The organism is Jejuia sp. G7-7, from assembly GCF_055808955.1.
The window spans coordinates 1,887,825-1,909,931 of the sequence record NZ_JBVVSZ010000002.1 but is presented as its reverse complement, the minus strand read 5'-3'; the positions used below and the strand labels follow the sequence as shown (position 1 = coordinate 1,909,931).

Here is a 22,107-nt window from a genome sequence, read left to right as displayed (position 1 = left end):
ATGAAGTTGTTCTTATTTTCTTTTGTGTTTATACTTTCTAATATAATAAATGCACAGACTAATCAGCAAATATATGAAATCATTGATGCTGTTTCTTCTGAACATATAAAAAATGATGTTCAAACCTTAGTAGATTTTGGTACTAGAAACACATTTAGTGATACCATATCTAAAACCAGAGGCATTGGTGCTGCAAGACGCTGGATAAAAAATGAATTTTCAATTATTTCTAAAAATTGCAATAATTGTATCGATGTCTTTTACCAAAAAGATTTTGTTACTAAAGAAGGAAATAACCGAGTACCACATGATGCTTGGGTGGTTAACGTGGTAGCTATTCAAAAAGGTACAACATATCCAAATCGATATATTATTATGAGTGGCGATATTGACTCCAGAGCTAGTGATACTATGGATTTCACTACAGATGCTCCTGGAGCAAACGATAATGCTTCTGGAATGGCAGGAACTATTGAAGCTGCTCGAGTGCTTTCAAAATATAAATTTGAAAGTAGTATTGTGTATGTGGGCTTGTCTGGTGAAGAACAAGGCTTATTTGGTGGTGCTGGATTAGCAAAATTCGCAAAAGATAACGATTGGGATATTATTGGGGTTTTAAATAACGATATGATAGGAAACATCAAAGGGGTCGATGGCGTCATAGATAACCGAACTTTTAGAATTTTTTCTGAACCTGTCCCACCTACTGAAACTGAACAACAAAGAAGATTACGTCGTTTTTATGGTGGCGAAGTTGATGGTATCTCAAGACAATTAGCACGTTATGTTCATAAAAACGTAAAAACCTATATGCCTGAAATGAACCCTATGATGGTTTACAGATTAGATAGATTTGGTCGTGGCGGACATCATCGTCCTTTCAACGATTTAGGTTTTGCTGGTATTCGTATTATGGAAGCCCATGAAAATTACACGCAACAACATCAAGATATTCGTGAAGAAAATGGCATTAAATACGGAGATGTGATTGCCCATGTTAATTTTGAGTATGCAAAAAAACTAACAGCAGTAAACGCTATTAATTTGGCTAGTTTAGTTTGGGCGCCACCAGCTCCAAAAGAGGTTGCTATAGGTGGTGTTGTTGAAGCCTCAGCAAAATTTAAATGGCAAAAAGTTAACGGTGCTAAAGGCTATAAAATCTATTGGAGAGAGACCACTTCTCCTACTTGGGATAACAGTAGGTATGTAGGTGATATTTCGGAATTTACTTTAGATGGTATTGTTATTGATAACTTCTTCTTTGGAATTTCTTCAGTTGGAGAAAATGGATTTGAAAGTACTGTTGTATTCCCAAATAAAATCATGCGCTAAATTAATTATTCAATGCAAAAATTAAAAAATGGATGTCTTTAAAAAATAATATCAATTCTGATTTTTTCCTAACAATTCAAACCTTTTCTCAAGGGTTACTCTCTGAAAAATCAAATTTCACAAGACAAGACACACTTCGTGGAAGTATTACTCCAGAACGCGAATGGTGGGATTTAACCTATTATCACTTAGACATAAAAGTAGATCCTGACAATAAATTCATTTCTGGAAAAAACACAATACAATATAAAGTTTTAGAAAGTGATTCTATTATGCAAATTGATTTACAATCGCCTATGAAACTACTAAAAGTGATTCAAAATGGGGAGGAATTAAAAATTAGGCATGATGGAAACGCTCATTTCATATCGTTATTAGAGAATCAAAAAATCGATGCTATAAATAATTTAACTGTTTATTATGAAGGCCACCCAAAAGAAGCCGTAAGAGCACCTTGGGAAGGAGGCATTTCATGGAAAAAAGATAAAAATGGCAATCATTTTATAGCATCATCTTGTCAAGGCTTAGGCGCTAGTGTTTGGTGGCCATGTAAAGATCATATGTATGATGAGGTAGATAGTATGCAAATAAGTGTCAATGTGCCCTCAAAATTAATTAATGTTTCTAATGGAAGATTGCGAAGCGTAGAGCAAATTGGAGATACAAAAACATACCGATGGGTAGTGAAAAACCCCATTAATAATTATGGTGTAAATATCAATATTGGAGATTATGTGAATTTTTCAGAAGTATATGATGGTATGGCAGGTAATCTAGATATGGATTATTACGTATTGAGTTATAATCTTGAAAAAGCGAAAGAACAATTTAAACAAGCGCCTCTAATGATGAAAGCGTTTGAACATTGGTTTGGTCAATACCCTTTCTATGCTGATAGTTTTAAATTAGTTGAAGTCCCTTATTTAGGTATGGAGCACCAAAGTTCTGTAACCTATGGTAATGGCTATCAAAACGGGTATTTAGGCAACGATTTATCTGGAACTGGTTGGGGGTTGAAATTTGATTTCATTATCATCCATGAAGCCGGACATGAATGGTTTGCTAATAATATTACTAATAAAGATGCTGCTGATATGTGGATCCATGAAGGATTTACAGCTTACTCTGAGAGCTTATATTTGGATTATCATTTTGGAAAAGAAGCTGCGGCGGAATATGTTATAGGAACCCGTAAAAACATTCAAAACGACAGACCATTAATTGGGTATTACAATGTAAACAAAGAGGGTTCAGGAGATATGTATTATAAAGGTGCAAACATGCTCCATACTTTGAGACAACTCATTGAAGATGATGAAAAATGGCGAAAAATATTGCGCAAAATGAATGTTGAATTTTATCATCAAACAGTAACGACACAACAAATTGAAAATTTTATTTCTCGAGAAACGGGTTATGATTTAACCGAATTTTTCAATCAATATTTAAGAACCACTAAAGTCCCAAAGCTAGAATATGAAATTAAAAAGAAAACTTTAAAATACCGTTGGACTAATATTATTGAAGGTTTTGATATGCCTATTCAAGTAAAAATTAACGACGAAGAAAAATGGCTATTTCCAAAAGCTGAATGGAAAAAAGATGAGATGACCTCTAAAATAGATACTTTTGAGATTGATCCAGATTTTTATGTTGAGTCTAAAAAAGGATAAGTTTTGAAAGATTTACCAGAACTTTATTTTGAACGAGATACAGATTGGTATGATTGGTTATTAAATAATCATAATACCACCAAAGGTGTTTATCTCATTTTTTATAAGTTAGAACTCAGTATTCCTACTATGCGCTGGGAGGAAGCTGTTAAAGTTGCCATTTGTTTTGGTTGGATAGATTCTACTGTAAAGAGTTTAGGCAATGGTAAACGTCGCCAATATTTCTGCCCAAGAAACCCAAAAAGTACTTGGAGTGCGTTAAACAAAAAGTATGTTGAAACATTAGAGCGTTCAGGGTTAATTCATGAATCTGGTTACAAAATGATTGATTTAGCCAAAGAAACTGGTACTTGGATAGCCATGGACGATGTTGAAAACGGGATTATTCCAAATGATTTACAAAAGGCTTTTAATGCTAATGAAAGGGCTTTTGAAAACTATCAAAATTTTGCTAAAGGTTACAGGAAAAATTATTTATCCTGGTTACATAGTGCCAAAAGAGAAGAAACCAGAAAAAAGCGCATCACTCAAATTATTGAATTATGCACTAGTAATATTAAAAGTAGAGATAATTGGTAACACTATGAAAAGCAAAAAATTTGAAGTAGGTTTATTAGACCAATTCCATATTACTATTCCAGAAGCAGTTTACAAACCTTTTATTGAAACGAAACAAAAAAGAGTGAAAGTAAAAGCATTTCATAATGATAAAACTATTGAATTTTACGCTGCTGTTAAATTGAATAAAAATACAGATGAATATAGCATGATGTTTGGAAAGCGCTACCAAAAAGAGTTAGGTGTTTTTCAGAATGATTATTTTAAGATGCAATTATTTAAGGACACCTCCAAGTATGGTGTAGAAATGCCCGAAGAATTAGATGCTGTATTTTTAAGTGATTACGATGCTTTTAAAATTTTTGAATCCTTAACTCCTGGCAGAAAAAGAGGTATTATTTATGCCATTTCAAGGTATAAAAACAGTCAAACAAAAATTGACAAATCTTTAATTCTGTGCGAAAATTTGAAACGAGGATTTACAGACCCAATGACTATCTTAAAGGCACAATAAATTTATATACCACTTATAAAACTTCCATAAGGATCTTTAAATTGAATACCTTCGGTAAATCTATGCTTACTTAATTGTTTGTATTCTACTAAGGCCCACAAAACAAATTCTTTGACAAAATAACTGTCTTGTTTTGATAAATTAGGTTGATACACACCTAATAAATCATCTAATGGCGTTATAGCATTTAACATATTTTTGTATTCCTTATCTCGTAAATCATCTAACAACTCGAATCCATCTTTTTGATTGAAAAACCAAGATATAATATCGTCATAAGGACCTTCATCATCTTGCTTTTTTAAGTTTTCAATTTTTGGAAAAAACTCAACAAATAATGATTTAACAGCTTCCCCTATTAAATTATATGCTACAACAGCTGCTCCTTCTTGTTCGCCTTCATAAACCAACTCCACTTTTCCTGTAATAGCTGGAATAATACCAACAAAATCAGATAGCCTTAAAGTGGTTTGTCCGTCGCCATTGATTAATGCACGTCGCTCAGCTGTACTTAACAAGTTTTCAAGAGCTGTAATACTCAAACGGGCACTTACACCACTTTTAGCATCAATAAATTCGCTTTCTCTTGCTTCAAACACAATTTGTTCTAATAAATCTCTAGCTAAATCAGGAACGATAACTGATGCTTTTTGGCTTTCAACTACTTTAGCCTCTTGCTCAGTAATCTGTCTTGCTGTTTCAATATCTGTTGGGTAATGTGTTAATATTTGCGACCCAATTCTATCTTTAAGAGGTGTTACTATACTTCCTCTGTTTGTATAATCCTCAGGATTTGCCGTAAACAAAAACTGGATGTCAAGTGGTAATCTCAACTTAAAACCTCTTATTTGAATATCGCCTTCTTGTAAAATATTAAAAAGCGCTACTTGTATTCTTGCTTGTAAATCTGGTAATTCATTAATGACAAAAATGCATCGATTTGCTCTTGGAATCATCCCATAGTGAATCACGCGATCATCTGCATAACTCAATTTTAAATTTGCTGCTTTTATAGGATCTACATCTCCAATAATATCAGCTACTGTTACATCAGGAGTAGCTAGTTTTTCAGCAAACCGCTCCCTTCTATGCAACCAAGAAATTGGTGTTTTATCTCCTTTTTCTTTTATCAATTCTACAGCATATCGTGAAATGGGTTGTAAAGGATCATCATTAATTTCAGAGCCCTCAACAACAGGAATATTTTCATCCAACAAATTCAACATTAAACGCGCTAATCTTGTTTTTGCTTGCCCACGTAATCCTAACAAATTTATATTGTGCCTAGACAATATAGCGCGTTCTAATTCAGGAATTACAGTATTTTCATAACCGTGTACCCCTTCAAAAGTAGTATCTCCTTTTTTATTTTTTTAATCAAGTTATCTCTCAACTCATCTTTTATAGATTTGGATTGATAACCTGCTTTTTTTAATTCGCCTAATGTTTTTATGTTTTCTATTTTCATGTTTAGCCTCTAATTCTTTTTTTCCTGTTTGTTTCGTAATCTTCAAAAATCATTTCTCCCAAACCTTTAAGTCCAGTATAAAATGCCTTACCTTGATTTGCATAGGTAAACTCTCTAACAAATTGCATCAAATAACTATCTTGGGCAATCATAAAAGTTGTTATAGGAATATGTAATTTTCTAGCTTGTTGCGCCATCATGTAACACTTATTTACAATATGTGTATCCAAACCGTTACTATTCTTATAATATTCTCCATCTGGTAAACGCAAACAACTTGGTTTACCATCGGTAATCATAAAAATTTGCTTATTCGTATTACGCTTTCTTCTAAGCAAATCCATAGCTAATTGTAAACCTGCTACTGTATTTGTATGATAAGGGCCTACTTTTAAGTATGGTAAATCTTTTATTTCTATTTGCCAAGCATCATTACCAAAAACTAAAATATCTAAAGTGTCTTTTGGGTATCGAGTTGTAATTAATTCAGCAAGCGCCATAGCTACTTTTTTGGCAGGTGTAATTCTATCTTCCCCATAAAGAATCATACTGTGACTAATATCAATCATCAACACCGTACTCATTTGAGATTTATGTAATGCTTCTTCTACCACCAAATCATCTTCCGAAAGTGTAAAATCAGAAATTCCATGGTTGATTTGAGCATTTTTCAAACTTTCTGTCATCGATACTTTATCTAGAGCATCTCCAAACTGGTAACTTCTAAAATCCCCTGTATGTTCATCGCCAATACCTGGGCTTTTACTTTTGTGATTTCCTTGTCCGCTACGTTTTATTTTTCCAAAAATCTGATCCAGCGCTTGTTGACGAATAGCACGTTCGGTTTTTGCTGTAATTTCTAAAGTGCCGTTTCCATCTGGATCAATTTCTTCACGCAAATAACCTTTCTTTTTAAGGTCTTCAATAAAATCTTCTATAGAATATTCGGGAGTTGTTAATTTATATTCTTTATCCAACTCACGTAACCAATCTATGGCTTCATCAAAATCTCCAGATGTGTGTGTAATTAATTCCTTAAAAACTTCAAATAATTTATCAAAGGGGGATTTGAAAGGCGCTTCATATTTTTTAAAAACGAAGCCTTTTCTTAGAGTTTTGTCATTTTGCATAGCACTATAAAAATACTATATTTTTATAGAAAACGACAATCTTGATAATCAGATTTATCTATACTTTAACAAGAATTTTTAATAGCGCGTTATTCAACGCGCTTTAAACCGTTTAAGTTTTCAATCTTTATATATTTACCTATTGTAGAGATTAAGCCTTCTTTTTTAAATTGAGAAAGTACACGTATGGCAGATTCTGTAGCAGTACCAACAATATTAGCATAATCTTCTCGAGACAACAGTACACTTAAGGTTCCATCTGGGTTTATACCGAAACTTTCATGAATATAAATTAATGCTTCTGCTAAACGCTGCCTTACCGATTTTTGAGCCATATTTACTATAATATCGTCGGCTTCTTTTAAATCATGAGCCATATCTTGTAAGACATCAAAAGAGAATTTTGGATTTTTCTGTAAATCGGCTATAATCTCACTTTTAGGAATAAAACAAACTTCCATATCATTCAAAGCAACGGCTTGTAAATTCGAACTTTCTTCACTTATTAAAGAACGCTGACCAAGTAACTGACCTTTTACAACCATTTTTACAATTTGATCTTTACCGTTTTCACTAAGTTTGGATAATTTACATATACCATCTTTAACGCAATAAACGCCATTTAGAACCTCTCCTTCTTCAAAAATCACTTCTCCTTTTTTAATCGTTTTTGATGTTTTGCAAGAAGATATTCTTACTAACTCATCCTTAGTCAGAGATTTAAGTGAATTGAACTGCTTTATAATGCATTGTTCGCACTTACCCATAATGAATAATTTGTTTGTACCGTAAAAATAAATAAAACATGACAGATATCATATTTTAAACTCACTTCATTTTAGATTTTTGTATCAGGTATAAAAGAGCAAATAAAATAATTATGGGACATAAAACATGTTTCCATTGTGGGTTAGATTCATCGTCTACCGAAATAATCTACGATGATAAATCGTTTTGTTGTAACGGTTGTAAAACTGTATACGAAATATTTTCTGCAAACGATTTAACCTGTTACTACGATTTACAAAACGCACCTGGTGCTACGCCAAAAGAGATTGAAGGCAAGTACAACTTTTTAGACAACCCTAAAATTGTTGAAAGTTTACTGGAATTTAATGATGAAAAAACGCAGATTGTAACACTTTACATTCCACATATTCATTGTAGTTCTTGTATTTGGATTCTTGAGAATTTGAATAAACTACATCCTTCGGTAAGTTCATCAATTGTGAATTTTGGCAAAAAAACAGTTCGGGTAAATTATCATACGGAACATTTTTCTTTGAAAGATTTGGTAAAACTTCTAAGCAGTATTGGCTATGAACCTTTTATTAGTTTAGATGATTATAGCGTTGGAAAAAAGAATGTTGACCGCTCACTAATTTATAAACTTGGTGTTGCTGGTTTTGCTTTTGGAAATATTATGTTTTTATCATTTCCTGAGTATTTTCAAGTGAGTGGGTTTTGGATTGAAAAATACGCACCCGTTTTTAGATGGCTGATGTTTGCCTTTTCATTACCTGTAGTTTTTTACTCGGCGCAAGATTATTTCATTTCAGCTTATAAAGGAATACGCTCTAAAATTTTAAATATTGATGTGCCTATTGCTTTGGGTGCAGCAGTTTTATTTATAAGAAGTACTGCCGAAATTGTTTTAGATATTGGCACAGGTTTTTTTGATAGTTTATCTGGTCTCATTTTCTTTTTATTACTCGGGAAGTTTTTTCAGCAGAAAACCTATACATTTTTATCTTTTGAGCGCGATTATAAATCCTATTTCCCGATTGGAATTACTAAAATTTTATCTGATAATTCTGAAACCTCAATTCAAGTTTATGATATTGAAAAAGGCGACAGACTTTTAATTAGAAATGAAGAGTTGATTCCTGTAGATTGTATTTTGATTAAAGGGAATGCACGGATTGATTATAGTTTTGTAACTGGAGAATCTGAGGCGGTTTCAAAACAATCTGGCGATAAATTATTTGCTGGAGGAAAACAGTTGAATGGCAGTATAGAGGTTGATGCTTTAAAAACCGTAGAGCAAAGTTACTTGACCCAACTTTGGAGTAACGATGTGTTTAGTAAAAATAAAGAGGATGGTTTTACAACTTTAACTAATGCCATTAGTAAGCGTTTTACCATTGCTGTTTTGAGTATTGCTATAATAGCCACAAGCTATTGGCTATTTTCAGATTCTTCTAAAGCATTAAATGTATTTACATCTGTATTAATAATTGCTTGCCCATGCGCTATTGCATTGGCAGCACCTTTTACGTTTGGTAACTTATTGCGCATTTTTGGAAAGTTGAAATTTTACGCAAAAAACGCTTCAGTTATTGAACAATTAGCGGCTATTGACACCATTATTTTTGATAAAACAGGAACAATTACAGCTAATAAAGAAACATCTATTACTTATGATGGATTGGAACTTTCAGAAGATGAAGAAGCGCTTTTAAAAAGTACGCTCCGAAATTCTAATCATCCGTTAAGTAGGTCTTTATATTCTCTTTTGAATGAAAATAACATTGTGACTTTAGATACCTATGAAGAACATATTGGTAAAGGTATTGAAGCGAAACACAATCAAGATTCTATAAAAATTGGTTCTGCACCTTTTGTGGGTTTTGCTTCTGAAGCAGCTACGTTAAATACGGCGGTACATGTGAGTACCAATAACAAATACAAAGGATCCTTTACGTTTTATAATAAGTATAGAAAAGGATTATCTAAGTTATTTAATAAACTGAAAAAGGAGTATGATTTAGTGATTCTTTCTGGCGATAATGCTGGAGAAAAAGAAAACTTAACAAAACTGCTTCCTGCTAAAACGAAATTATTTTTTAATCAGAAGCCTGAAGATAAATTGGAATATATAAAACACCATCAAAATTCGGGTGCTAAAGTGTTGATGATTGGAGATGGTTTGAACGATGCTGGTGCTTTGGCACAGAGTAATGTTGGAATTGCTATTTCGGAGAATGTGAATGTGTTTTCGCCAGCTTGCGATGCTATTTTGGATGCTACAAAATTTAATCAACTATATCATTTTATTAAGGCTTCAAAACAGGCGATAAAAATTATTAAATGGAGTTTTTTACTGTCTCTTATTTACAACTGTATCGGACTTTATTTTGCGGTTACAGGACAATTAGCACCTGTGATTGCTGCTATTTTAATGCCTTTAAGTTCGATTAGTATTGTGGTATTCACTACTGTTTGCACGAATGTTTTAGGACGAAAATTGAAATAGGAATTGGGACAGATTTTAGCGGATAAGTGCGTTAGGGATAGCAGCGGGTAGCCCACAGCCTGACGAAGGAAGTGCGAGGACTTGTAGCGAATAGCCCGACCCTTGTGGTAACGCCAAAAAAAATGAAAATAAACGATAGAACATGACAAATGTCATCTTTTAAAAAGAACTATGAAAGTACTTTTGAACCATAACTTCAAGTAGGTATGAGTGTTATATATATTTTATTGACTATAAGCATTGTAGTGGCTATTGGCTTTTTTGTGGCCTTTATTGTTGCGGTAAAACGTGGGCAGTTTGACGATAGTTACACACCGTCTGTACGCATGCTTTTTGAAGACGAATTGATTAAGGATAAACCAGAAAAAACGATACTAACCAAAGAAGAATAATTTTTTTAGATATGGAAATGCAACAGTTTCATTACGATAACAAAATCGTTACCAAGTTCCTCTACGCCACCATTGTTTTTGGGGTTGTAGGTATGGCAGTAGGTTTGCTACTTGCTTTTATGTTTTTATTCCCGAACCTTACCGATGGGATTTCGTGGCTTAGTTTTGGAAGGTTAAGACCTTTACACACTAACGCCGTGATTTTTGCTTTTGTGGGAAATGCGATGTTTGCAGGGATTTATTACTCGTTACAGCGTTTATTGAAAACGCGTATGGCGAGCGACCTTTTGAGTAATATTAACTTTTGGGGTTGGCAGTTAATTATTGTTGCTGCTGCAATTTCGTTGCCGTTGGGTTACACTACATCTAAAGAATATGCCGAATTGGAATGGCCTATTGATATTGCGATTGCATTGATTTGGGTGGTTTTTGGTGTGAATATGATTTGGACGATTTTAAAGCGTCGCCAACGTCATTTATATGTTGCGGTTTGGTTTTACTTAGCTACGTTTATTACGGTTGCGGTGCTTCATATTTTTAATAGTTTAGAGTTACCTGTAAGCGGAATGAAAAGTTATTCGGTTTACGCTGGTGTACAAGATGCCTTGGTACAATGGTGGTACGGGCATAATGCGGTGGCTTTCTTTTTAACAACGCCGTTTTTAGGTTTGATGTATTATTTTGTGCCTAAAGCAGCCAACAGACCTGTGTATTCTTATAGATTATCTATTGTTCACTTTTGGTCTTTAATTTTTATTTATATCTGGGCGGGACCACACCACTTACTATACACGGCTTTACCTGAATGGGCACAAAATTTAGGTGTTGCATTTTCTGTGATGTTATTAATGCCATCTTGGGGTGGTATGATAAACGGACTTTTAACCTTGCGTGGTGCTTGGGATAAAGTAAGAACCGACCCTGTTTTAAAATTTATGGTGGTGGCTATTACCGGTTATGGTATGGCAACTTTTGAAGGCCCAATGCTTTCGCTTAAAAACGTAAATGCTATTGCTCACTTTACCGATTGGATTATTGCACACGTACACGTTGGGGCATTAGCTTGGAATGGTTTTATGGCATTTGGTATTATTTATTACTTAATCCCGAGATTATTTAAAACGAAATTATACTCTTTAGGTTTAGCCAATTTACACTTTTGGTTAGGAACTTTAGGTATTATCATATACGCTTTACCTATGTACGTTGCTGGCTTTACGCAAGCAAGTATGTGGAAGCAATTTAACCCAGACGGAACATTAGTTTACGGTAACTTTTTAGAAACGGTTACTGAAATTATGCCTATGTATTGGATGCGTGCCATTGGTGGTACACTATACATTGTTGGTATGTTTATACTGGTTTATAACGTGATTGCTACCGTGAGAAGCGGAAGTAGTGTACAGGATGAATTAGCTGAAGCACCTGCTTTAGAACGTGTGACTAAAAAACGTACTGCAAGCGAAGGATGGCATACTTGGTTAGAAAGACGTCCAATTCAATTAACATTATTAGCTACTGTAGCTATTTTAATTGGGGGTATTATTCAGATTGTGCCGACTATAATGGTAAAATCGAATATCCCAACAATTGCTAGTGTAAAACCGTATTCGCCGTTAGAATTAGAAGGTCGAGATATTTACATCCGTGAAGGTTGTGTGGGTTGTCACTCGCAAATGATTCGTCCGTTTAGAAGTGAAGTTGAACGCTATGGTGAATACTCAAAAGCTGGAGAGTTTGTTTACGATCATCCATTCCTTTGGGGTAGTAAACGTACCGGACCAGATTTACACCGTGTTGGCGCTAAGTATTCTGATAACTGGCACTTTAATCACATGTACGATCCGCAGAGTACTTCATCGGGTTCTATAATGCCACGTTATCCCTGGCTGATTACTGGTAGCAGTAGTGAGTTAGATAAATCGATGACTGAAACAAAAATGGAAGCTATGGTTACTTTAGGTGTACCATATACAGATGAAGACATTGCCAATGCACAACAGAACATGTTAGAACAAGGGGCTCAAATTGAACAAAACTTATACAGCGACCCTGATTTTGCCAAAAACTACGAGGCTGATAAGAAATATGCTGCTGATAATGGCGAAGATTTTATAGAGATGAAAAACAGAGAAATTGTGGCTCTTATTGCTTATTTACAGCGATTAGGAACGGATATTCATGTAAAATCTGAGCAACAGCAATAACCCTAAAAATATTTGAAATCATGTTAAAATTTGTAAAAAATCATATGGAGAGTATCACAGGGATTGAAATATACCCGATTATCTCCTTACTTATATTTTTCATCTTTTTTGTAGCCTTATTTTGGTGGGTAGCTACCGCTAAAAAAGATTATATAAAAAGAGTGAGTAACCTTCCATTAGACAACCAAAACGACGATATATTATGAGAAATTTAGTTCCATCTTGGATTCGTGTTCCAGTAGTATTTTTTATCATTTTCGGAGCCGTAGAATTCTTTGTAGATTCTGGAGAGAAACCTGCATTTATAGAATACCCAGCAGTATTACTTTTTTACTGTTAGTGCTTTTAATTCTCATAGCTATAGAAGCCATTGTTGGTGCTTTAGAAAACGTAATGCTTCATAAACTCGATGAAGAAGCGAAAGCCCGTTTTTTAGCTGAAAAAGAAAAGTCGTTTAAATTTACTTGGTTAAAAGAAACTTACAATAAACTTCTAGGACAGAAACCTATTGAAGAAGAAGGCGAAATTATTTTGGACCATAATTATGATGGTATAAAAGAATTAGACAACAACTTACCGCCTTGGTGGCTATATGGTTTTTATGCTTCCATCATTTTTGCGGCGGTTTATCTAGTGAAATATCACATTTTTGATGGCGACAATCAAATTGATGAATTAGAAACTGAATTGGCTGAAGCTAGAGTTGCTATTGAAGCTTATAAAAAAACAGCTAAAAACCTAGTGGATATCAATACCGTTACACAACTTACGGATGCATCAGATTTAAGTGCTGGTAAAACTATTTTCCAAACCAACTGTGTGGCTTGCCATATGGCTGATGGTGGCGGTGGTATTGGACCAAATTTAACTGATGAACATTGGATACTTGGTGGTGGTATTAAAAACGTATTTAGAACCGTATCTGAAGGTGGACGTTCAGGAAAAGGAATGATTGCGTGGAAAGCGCAATTAAAACCTTTAGAAATGGCTCAGGTAGCAAGTTATGTATTAACATTTCAAGGTACAACACCAGCAAACCCAAAAGCTGCTGAAGGCGATATTTGGGTAGATAAAAATGCTGAAACACCTGCTGAAACTGTTATAGATTCAACACAAACCATATCAAACTAAGCTAACACTTATTGACCTGCGAGGTTTCAAAAACCTTGTAGGTCTTTAAAAAATAGCAAAGTAATACTTAAAAGGTTATAGGAAACCTTGCAGGATAGAGACAAAAGAAAAAGCTGTGGAAACCCCAGATAACGAAAATTTTAGAGATTCTATTGGTACGGTTACAGAAGATGGTAAGCGTGCTTGGGTATTCCCTAAAAAACCTAGTGGGAAATTTTATGAATACAGAAAGTATGTAAGCTACTTTTTACTAGCTATTTTACTATTGTCGCCTTTCATAAAAATTAATGGCAATCAGTTTTTGATGTTCAATGTAATAGAGCGTCGTTTTAATATTTTCGGATTTCCATTTTGGCCACAAGATTTTCATTTGTTTGTGATTTCCATGTTGATTGGTGTGGTTTTTATCACACTATTTACAGTAGTTTTTGGTAGAATATTTTGTGGATGGATTTGCCCACAAACCATTTTTATGGAAATGGTTTTCCGTAGAATTGAATATTGGATTGAAGGCGATAGAAATAAACAACGGAAACTTGATAGACAAAAATGGGATGCTGAAAAAATAAGAAAAAAGGGCTTAAATTTATCATATTTGCGCTTATCTCTTTCATTATTGCAAATGTGTTTTTGGCATACTTAATTGGTAGTGATAAGCTTATTGAACATATAACTGAAGGCCCATTAAACAATTTAAGTACTTTAATTTCGCTGCTGATTTTTACGGCGGTGTTTTATTTTGTGTTTGCATGGTTTAGAGAACAGGTTTGTATTATTGCTTGCCCCTACGGAAGGTTGCAAGGGGTTTTACTAGACACCAAATCTATTGTTGTGGCTTACGACCATAAACGAGGAGAAGGCGAAAGTGGGAGAAAGAAATTTAGAAAAAATGAAGACCGTGAGGCTTTAGGTCATGGAGATTGCATTGATTGTTTACAATGTGTGCATGTTTGCCCAACGGGAATTGATATTAGAAACGGTACACAATTAGAATGTGTAAACTGTACAGCTTGTATTGATGAGTGCGACCATATTATGGAAAGTATCAACTTACCAAAAGGGTTGATTCGTTATGCTAGTGAGGAAGAAATTGAGAAGAAAACAAAGTTCAAACTTACACCAAGAATTAAAGGTTACATTGCTGTTCTTTCTATAATGATTGGGTTGTTAATTGGAATGTTGTTTTTAAGAAATGATGTGGAAGCCAATGTATTAAGATTACCTGGGCAATTGTATGAGCATAAAGATGGCAATATTATCAGTAATGTGTTTACTTATAAATTGGTAAATAAAACCTCATCAGATATTGAAGATGTGAGTTTTAAATTGATGTCTCATAAAGGCGAATTGAAATTGGTATCGACTAGTGAAGATTTTATTGTTCCTAGTCAAGGGATAGCAGAAGGGACTTTGTTTATCGAGATTAATAATTCGGCATTGTCTGGAGATAGAAATAAAATTAAAATTGGTGTTTATAAAGGCGAAAAACTCATTGAAACGACTACGGCTAATTTTTTAGGGCCTAGGAGTTATAAGTAAGTTGGAAGCTAGAAGACAGAAGTTGGAAGTGACTTTGGCGGATAAGTGCATTAGGGATTGAAACGGCATCCTTTTTTGAGGCACGAGAAAAAGATATAGTGGAAAGCCCGACCCGACAGGGTAATGCCATAAAAAAAATAGAAATTATGAAATTTAATTGGGGTACCGGAATTGTATTAGCGTTTATTGGATTTATTTCCTTTATTATGTACTTTATTATAACCATGAATGTGGATAATAAGTACGACCACGACTTGGTTAGCGAGGATTATTATGCTGATGAATTGCAATACCAAAACGATATAAACAAGCTTGAAAATGCGAACACTTTAGAGGCGAATTTAAGCTACGAGAAAACAGCTGAGGGATTGCTTATAAAATTCCCGAAAAAAATTGATTATAAAGAGATTACAGGGAATATGTTCCTATATAGACCATCTAACAAACAACTAGACTTTGAGACTGCTATCTCTTTGTCTAATTCTTATTTGCTCATACCTGACAAACGTTTGGTAGATGGTCGTTGGAACATTAAAGTGGATTGGCAATATAAGGGAAAATCTTATTTATTTAAAGAATCTATAGTCTATTAACATGTTATTATCGGCTTTCATATTAGGGCTATTGGGGAGTTTTCATTGCGTAGGCATGTGCGGACCCATTGCTTTTATGTTACCTGTAGACCGCAGTAATTCCATTAAAAAAGTATCCCAAATTGCCATTTATCATTTAGGCAGATTACTGGCTTACAGCATTATTGGGCTCGTTTTTGGGCTCATCGGCAAGAGTCTTTACATTTTTGGTTACCAACAACAACTCTCTATAATTATAGGCGTTTTAATGATTTTGGTAGTTGTTATTCCACAAAAAACATTCAACAAATACAACTTTTCAAAACCAATTTTCAAGGTTATTTCTAAAGTAAAAACTGCTTTAGGTGCTTCTCTCAAAAAAATCCATGGATACCTTTTTAACAATCGGTTTTTTAAACGGATTTCTCCCTTGTGGTTTGGTTTATATGGCACTTTTTGCAGCAATGGCTGGTGGAAATGCAATTAACGGTAGTTTATACATGACTGTTTTTGGACTCGGTACTATCCCGCTTATGACTACCGCAATTTACCTCAGTAACTTTTTAAAAGGAACCGCTAGACAACGCATTCAAAAGGTAATTCCTGTGTTTGTGGTGCTTATTGGAACTCTATTTATTCTTCGTGGTTTGGGGCTTGGTATTCCTTACATCTCGCCTGCTCCCGTTTACGATTTGGTTTCCAATAGTGTAGATTGTCATTAAAATAATTTGGGGTTTACCCCGAAAAGGGGTCGGGCTTTCCGCTATATCTTTTTCTCGTGCCTCAAAAAAGGATGCCGCTGCAATCCCTAACCCACTTATCCACCAAAGTCCATACTTTTAGATAAAAAACAAACTTTCTAAAAGCGCAAAACCACTAAAAACACACTCATTTTCAACCAGTTAACATATACATAAATATTCTTTATGAAATCTATTAGTATAATCAATAGTTTTATTCACTATTGTAATAGTATTGCTATTATATTTGCAATCAAATTAATTATTTATGGATTCATTACTTTCAAATTTAAAGATTGCTGTCCCGGAGAAAATCTATGTAAAAGACCCAGAGTCTTCTGCCTTAGGCAAGCGTATTGTGGAAAACAGTATCCTTCTCATTGATGAGATTGGTTTCGATAGTTTTACATTTAAAAAACTAGGAAATATTATAGGCTCTAACGAGAGCTCTATATACCGCTATTTTGAAAGCAAGCACAAACTCCTACTTTACTTATCATCATGGTATTGGGCTTGGATAGAGTACCAATTGGTATTTGAAACCCATACTTTAAATCCAAACGATAAACTTGAAAAAGCTATTGAAATTGTTACAAGAGCCATAAAAGAGGATTCTAATTTCTCGCACATAAACGAGGTAGTATTAAATAAAATTATGGTAAACGAAAACTCAAAATCGTTTTTAACTAAAGAAGTGGATCAAGAAAACAAAGAAGGCTACTTTGTAATTTACAAACGTATTGTACACCGTTTGCGAGATATGATAAAAGCTATTAAACCAGATTATAAATTTCCCTCAAGTTTAGCAAGCACAATCATAGAAGGTAGTTTACACCAACACTTTTTAAAAGCTCATTTTACATCCATTACAGATTGTGGTAGTGATACTACCCCAACAGATTTTATGAAAAACCTAGTACTTAACACTTTGAAATCCTAACTATGGAAAACAAACAAATGACACCCTGGCAACGTCTTGTTGGGTTACTTCAACTGGAAAAAAGAGACATCCTACAAATATTTTACTATGCAATTTTTGCTGGTATTGTAGCACTATCATTACCACTTGGTATTCAAGCTATCATCAATTTAATTCAAGGTGCACAGATATCTACATCATGGATAGTACTGGTTGTAATTGTAACCTTAGGTGTAGCGTTTTCTGGAGCATTACAACTGATGCAATTAAGAATTATTGAAACCATTCAGCAACGTATTTTTACAAGATCATCTTTTGAGTTAGCCTACCGCTTCCCAAAAATAAAAATGGCAGAATTACGTAATTATTATCCACCAGAATTGGCAAATCGCTTTTTTGATACCTTAACCATTCAAAAGAGTTTATCTAAAATTTTAATTGATGTACCAACAGCAGTACTGCAAATTTTATTCGCCTTAATTCTGTTATCATTTTACCATCCATTCTTTATCATTTTTGGGTTACTGCTTTTAGTACTCGTATTTGTAGTATTTAAATTCACAGCAATTAAAGGTCTTGAAACCAGTTTAAAAGAATCCAAAAACAAGTATAAAGTGGCGCATTGGATTCAAGAAATTGCACGTTCTGTAATTAGCTTTAAACTATCTGGAAGTACAAGTTTAGGGATTAATAAAAATGACGAATTAGTCCATGATTATTTAAAAGCCAGAGAAAGTCACTTTAAGGTTTTGATGCTACAGTTTATTCAAATGATAAGTTTTAAAGTTATTGTAACTGCTAGTTTATTACTTATTGGTGGAGCTTTAGTATTGAACCAAGAAATGAATATCGGGCAGTTTGTTGCAGCAGAAATTATCATCATTTTGGTAATTGCTTCAGTTGAAAAATTGATTCTAGGTTTAGAATCTTTTTACGACACTTTAACTTCTTTAGAGAAAATAGGTCAAATAGTAGATAAAGAATTAGAAAGTCAAACTGGAGAAACACCACAGTTTAGCAAAGGCATTCAGATAGAACTTGAACGTGTGGGTTATGAAGTTGATAATAGAGACAAACATATTTTAAAAGACATCTCTTTAAAAATAAATTCGAAAAGCCGTATCCTAATTAAAGGAGAAAGTGGTTCTGGTAAGTCAACATTATTACGATTAATTTCTGGAGTTATTCAAGCTACCTCAGGTCATGTTTATGTAAACGATATGTCTATAAATAGTTTACATTTAAATTTCTACAGGTCGCAATTAGGGTTGTCTTTATCTGATGAAAACCCGTTTGAAGGCTCTATTCGAGAAAATTTAACGTTTAGCAATTCTAATATATCAGATGAAAAAATTCATGAAGTATTAGATATTGTTGGTCTTAAATCTTTTATAAAAGAACAACCTGAAGGCTTAAACACGGTATTGTATCCTGATGGCAAACAAATGTCTTACACCCTATCTAAAAAAATTGTTCTTGCCCGTGCCATACTAAAAGCACCAAGAGTATTAATTCTTGAAGACGCCTTAGATAGATTTAATGAAGCAGAAACCAACAATATTGTAGATTATTTATCACACAAAGACAGACCGTGGGCTCTAGTTGTAGTAAGTAGTAGTGATATATGGATTAATAAGTGTAGTGAAATTATCACTTTAGAAAAAGGTTTAATCAAATCTAAAAACAACTAAGTTATGCTCAATATATCTCATAACCAATTGAATAAAAAAATAGACTTAGCTAAATTTAAGTCTGGTAAAAACATCATGAATGTGAAGTATTACAAGTACTTCAACAGGTTTTTACTGGCTGCCGCTATCATTCTATTTATTGTATTGTTTTTACCATGGACACAGAATATAACTGGGCAAGGTATAGTAACTACATTGAAACCAAATCAACGTCCGCAGCACATTCAATCACAAATCCCAGGGCGTATTGAACAATGGTTTGTACAAGAAGGCGATTACGTTGAAGCAGGCGATACTATTTTAAGAATCTCGGAAGTAAAAAGCGATTATTTTGATGATAAATTAGTAGAAAGAACTAATGAACAAATTCAGGCAAAAGCATCATCAGTAACAGCCTACGCTGCAAAAGTAGAAGCTTTAAATAGACAAATATCAGCATTGAAGAACGAGCAAAATTTAAAGTTGGAGCAAACAAAAAACAAGTTAATGCAATCGCGATTAAAAGTAAAAAGCGATAGTATTGATTTACAAGCTGCTAAAACCAATTTAAAAATTGCCGAAACGCAGTTTAATCGTATTCAAACTTTACAAGAAGAAGGTTTAAAAGCGGTAAAAGATGTTGAAGAAAAACGCTTGAAACTTCAAGAAACGCAGGCTAAGTTTATTTCTCAAGAGAATAAATATTTAGCAAGTCAAAACGAAGTGATAAATGCTCGGTTAGAATTATCTAGAACAAATGCAGCTTTTGCTGATAAAATCTCGAAAGCGCAAAGTGATATGTTTACAGCACAATCTAGCGGTTTTGATACGCAAGCTCAGGTTTCAAAACTTGAAAATGCATCTGCAAATTATACACGTCGTAGTGATTTATTGTATGTAACCGCCCCTCAAAATGGATACATCAATAAAGTTCTAAAAGGCGGTATTGGTGTAACCTTTAAGGAAGGCTCTGAATTGGTTGGTATTATGCCAGCACAAATTGATCTAGCTGTTGAAACTTTTGTAAGACCAATTGATTTACCGCTACTTCACTTAGGAGAAAAAGTTCGTGTTCAGTTTGATGGTTGGCCAGCAATCGTGTTTAGCGGATGGCCCAATGTATCATACGGAACTTATGGCGCTAAAGTAGTAGCGATTGAACGTTTTATAAGTGATAACGGTAAGTACCGTGTATTATTAGCACCTGATGAAACTGACCATGAATGGCCAGAAGCGATTCGAGCAGGTTCTGGAGCAAAAACTATTGCGCTCTTGGAAGATGTCCCAATTTGGTTTGAATTATGGCGACAAATTAACAGCTTCCCTCCTAACTATTATCAACCTGAAGGTGGAAAATCGGCTTCAAAAAAAGATAAAAAATGAGAGTCATCTTATTAAACATATTATTACTCTTTAGTGGTTTAGTTGCTGCTCAAGATTCCACTTCGGTTATTTCACTTTCTGAATATTTGGGGTATGTAAAATCATTCCACCCTATTGTGAAGCAAGCCAATTTGGTTATTAATAAAAGTGAAGCGAAATTGATGAAAGCGCGTGGTGCTTTTGATCCAAAATTGGAAGTAGATTACGATAGAAAGAAGTTTAAAAACACGGAGTATTTTGACCGACTAAACGCTACCTTTAAGATACCAACATGGTTTGGGGTGGAATTGAAAGGAAACTTTGAAGAAAACACAGGCGATTTTTTAAATCCGCAAGCCTTTGTTCCTGAAGATGGTTTGTATAGCGCAGGTGTTTCTGTTCCTGTGGCACGTGGTTTATTAACCAATAAACGTATGGCTATGCTAAGGCAATCTAGACTGTACGTAAAGCAAGCACAAGCCGACAGGCAATTGTTAGTAAACAACATTCTTTATGAAGCTACGGTTACCTATTTTAATTGGTTAAGACGTTATAATGAAAAACGTGTTTACGAAGATTTTTTAACCAATGTAGAAGTGCGTTTTAATGGTATTAAAAAGAGTTATGAAGTTGGAGACAAACCTGCTATTGATACTTTAGAAGCAAGAATAGCTTTAAATAACAGAAAACTTAATTTAGAAAAATCTAGAATTAAGTTTGTAAAATCTTCATTAGAGTTATCAAACTTTTTATGGTTGAATGATAATACGCCTATTGAAGTTAAAGATGGGATTATTCCTGACATCAATACGTTTGAAACTATTGATACCATTTTAAACACCTCTGGATTGGATATTGAAAGTTTTGATATTGATAGCCATCCAAAAATGCAATCTTTGGATTTTAAACAACAAAGTTTAGCCATTGAAAAACGCTTAAAGTTGAATAACTTATTACCTCAAATAGATTTGCAATACAACTTTTTATCGCAAACCCCTGAGGTTGCGCGCTCATTCAGTACCTCAGCTTATAAAAGTGGTGTAAATGTGAGTTTCCCATTATTTTTAAGAAAGGAACGTGGCGATTTAAAATTGGCTAAAATTAAGTTACAAGATACTGAGTTCGATATTCAAAATACAAGAGTGAGTCTTAAGAACAAAATTGATGGTATTAACCAAGAGTTAGATTCTTATGTGTTACAAAACAGCTTAACTGAAACTATTGTGAGTGATTATACTAGAATGTTAACTGCTGAAGAACGTAAATTCTTTTTAGGAGAAAGCTCTTTGTTTTTAGTAAACTCTCGAGAATCTAAATTGATAGATGCGAAGTTGAAAGCTATTGATATTGAAAATAGTTTCTTTAAAACTAAAGCGAATTTATTTAATGTTTTGGCGCTTTCTGAAGTGCAGATGAATTAGGATATCACTTGACTTTGTAAAAATTTTCTGTTACCTTCGTTTAACGAATGATAAAAAACATTAAAACGATTTTTTATCAGAGCATTAAACGAACTTCCACAAAAAAGAACCCCCTGCTAGTGCTCGTTTGTAACGAGTACCGTATTGAGTATGTTTAGATAAGATTCTATTTGAATTAAACTTACAATATTTCTATATTCAGAAACAATTAAATTAAATATAA

General features: G+C 33.8%; 15 protein-coding genes and 4 pseudogenes. 16 read left to right on the top strand and 3 right to left on the bottom strand.

From position 1 onward, the window contains the following. The 4 genes from AC0L5U_RS19035 to AC0L5U_RS19020 are packed head-to-tail and all read left to right on the top strand — an operon-like array spanning position 1 to position 4,077. Positions 1-1,332, top strand: coding sequence for a M28 family peptidase (locus tag AC0L5U_RS19035; RefSeq protein ID WP_473418005.1), 1,332 nt, complete (start codon positions 1-3; stop codon positions 1,330-1,332). Between the two features lie 32 nt (positions 1,333-1,364). Beyond that, positions 1,365-3,005: a M1 family metallopeptidase gene (locus tag AC0L5U_RS19030; protein ID WP_473418004.1), complete on the top strand. Its 1,641-nt coding sequence runs from the start codon at positions 1,365-1,367 to the stop codon at positions 3,003-3,005. A 3-nt stretch (positions 3,006-3,008) separates the two neighbouring features. Continuing rightward, the gene (locus AC0L5U_RS19025; RefSeq protein WP_473418003.1) at positions 3,009-3,584 is read left to right on the top strand and encodes a YdeI/OmpD-associated family protein; all 576 of its coding nucleotides are present in this window, start codon (positions 3,009-3,011) and stop codon (positions 3,582-3,584) included. Positions 3,585-3,588: 4 nt separating this feature from the next. After that, positions 3,589-4,077, top strand: coding sequence for a YdeI/OmpD-associated family protein (locus tag AC0L5U_RS19020; RefSeq protein WP_473418002.1), 489 nt, complete (start codon positions 3,589-3,591; stop codon positions 4,075-4,077). Between the two features lie 2 nt (positions 4,078-4,079). Here AC0L5U_RS19020 and AC0L5U_RS19015 read toward each other — a convergent pair. The 3 genes and pseudogenes from AC0L5U_RS19015 to AC0L5U_RS19005 form a co-directional block, all read right to left on the bottom strand. Then, positions 4,080-5,545, bottom strand: a pseudogene (locus AC0L5U_RS19015) (MoxR family ATPase). A 2-nt stretch (positions 5,546-5,547) separates the two neighbouring features. Beyond that, a complete protein-coding gene (locus AC0L5U_RS19010) occupies positions 5,548-6,675 on the bottom strand; it encodes a vWA domain-containing protein (protein WP_473418001.1) in 1,128 nt (375 codons plus the stop codon). A gap of 89 nt (positions 6,676-6,764) precedes the next feature. Next, the gene (locus tag AC0L5U_RS19005) at positions 6,765-7,442 is read right to left on the bottom strand and encodes a Crp/Fnr family transcriptional regulator (RefSeq protein ID WP_473418000.1); all 678 of its coding nucleotides are present in this window, start codon (positions 7,440-7,442) and stop codon (positions 6,765-6,767) included. Between the two features lie 113 nt (positions 7,443-7,555). Between AC0L5U_RS19005 and AC0L5U_RS19000 the strand changes: the two genes are divergently transcribed. From AC0L5U_RS19000 to AC0L5U_RS18945, 12 genes and pseudogenes are all read left to right on the top strand, one after another. After that, positions 7,556-9,931 (top strand): heavy metal translocating P-type ATPase, encoded by a 2,376-nt coding sequence (locus tag AC0L5U_RS19000; RefSeq protein ID WP_473417999.1) that lies wholly within the window; start codon positions 7,556-7,558, stop codon positions 9,929-9,931. A gap of 206 nt (positions 9,932-10,137) precedes the next feature. Next, positions 10,138-10,323 carry a cbb3-type cytochrome oxidase assembly protein CcoS gene (gene ccoS, locus AC0L5U_RS18995; RefSeq protein WP_473417998.1) on the top strand — a complete coding sequence of 62 codons (186 nt, stop codon included), beginning with the start codon at positions 10,138-10,140 and terminating at the stop codon, positions 10,321-10,323. An 11-nt stretch (positions 10,324-10,334) separates the two neighbouring features. After that, on the top strand, positions 10,335-12,530 hold the full coding sequence (gene ccoN, locus AC0L5U_RS18990; protein ID WP_473417997.1) for a cytochrome-c oxidase, cbb3-type subunit I: 2,196 nt from the start codon (positions 10,335-10,337) through the stop codon (positions 12,528-12,530). 20 nt (positions 12,531-12,550) lie between these two features. Then, on the top strand, positions 12,551-12,736 hold the full coding sequence (locus AC0L5U_RS18985) for a CcoQ/FixQ family Cbb3-type cytochrome c oxidase assembly chaperone (protein ID WP_109351233.1): 186 nt from the start codon (positions 12,551-12,553) through the stop codon (positions 12,734-12,736). Beyond that, positions 12,733-13,661, top strand: a pseudogene (locus AC0L5U_RS18980) (cbb3-type cytochrome c oxidase N-terminal domain-containing protein). Before AC0L5U_RS18985 ends, AC0L5U_RS18980 begins: the two are co-directional and overlap by 4 nt. A 115-nt stretch (positions 13,662-13,776) precedes the next feature. Beyond that, positions 13,777-15,200: pseudogene (ccoG, locus tag AC0L5U_RS18975) on the top strand (cytochrome c oxidase accessory protein CcoG). A gap of 146 nt (positions 15,201-15,346) precedes the next feature. Next, a complete protein-coding gene (locus AC0L5U_RS18970) occupies positions 15,347-15,793 on the top strand; it encodes a FixH family protein (protein ID WP_473417996.1) in 447 nt (148 codons plus the stop codon). Between the two features lies 1 nt (position 15,794). Then, positions 15,795-16,494 (top strand): annotated as a pseudogene (locus AC0L5U_RS18965) (sulfite exporter TauE/SafE family protein). A gap of 286 nt (positions 16,495-16,780) precedes the next feature. Next, positions 16,781-17,452 carry a TetR/AcrR family transcriptional regulator gene (locus tag AC0L5U_RS18960; protein WP_473417995.1) on the top strand — a complete coding sequence of 224 codons (672 nt, stop codon included), beginning with the start codon at positions 16,781-16,783 and terminating at the stop codon, positions 17,450-17,452. Between the two features lie 2 nt (positions 17,453-17,454). Beyond that, positions 17,455-19,122: a peptidase domain-containing ABC transporter gene (locus tag AC0L5U_RS18955; RefSeq protein WP_473417994.1), complete on the top strand. Its 1,668-nt coding sequence runs from the start codon at positions 17,455-17,457 to the stop codon at positions 19,120-19,122. Positions 19,123-19,125: 3 nt separating this feature from the next. After that, positions 19,126-20,484, top strand: coding sequence for an HlyD family secretion protein (locus tag AC0L5U_RS18950; RefSeq protein ID WP_473417993.1), 1,359 nt, complete (start codon positions 19,126-19,128; stop codon positions 20,482-20,484). Continuing rightward, on the top strand, positions 20,481-21,884 hold the full coding sequence (locus tag AC0L5U_RS18945) for a TolC family protein (RefSeq protein WP_473417992.1): 1,404 nt from the start codon (positions 20,481-20,483) through the stop codon (positions 21,882-21,884). The genes AC0L5U_RS18950 and AC0L5U_RS18945 overlap by 4 nt, the downstream gene beginning before the upstream one ends. Positions 21,885-22,107 lie beyond the last annotated feature (223 nt).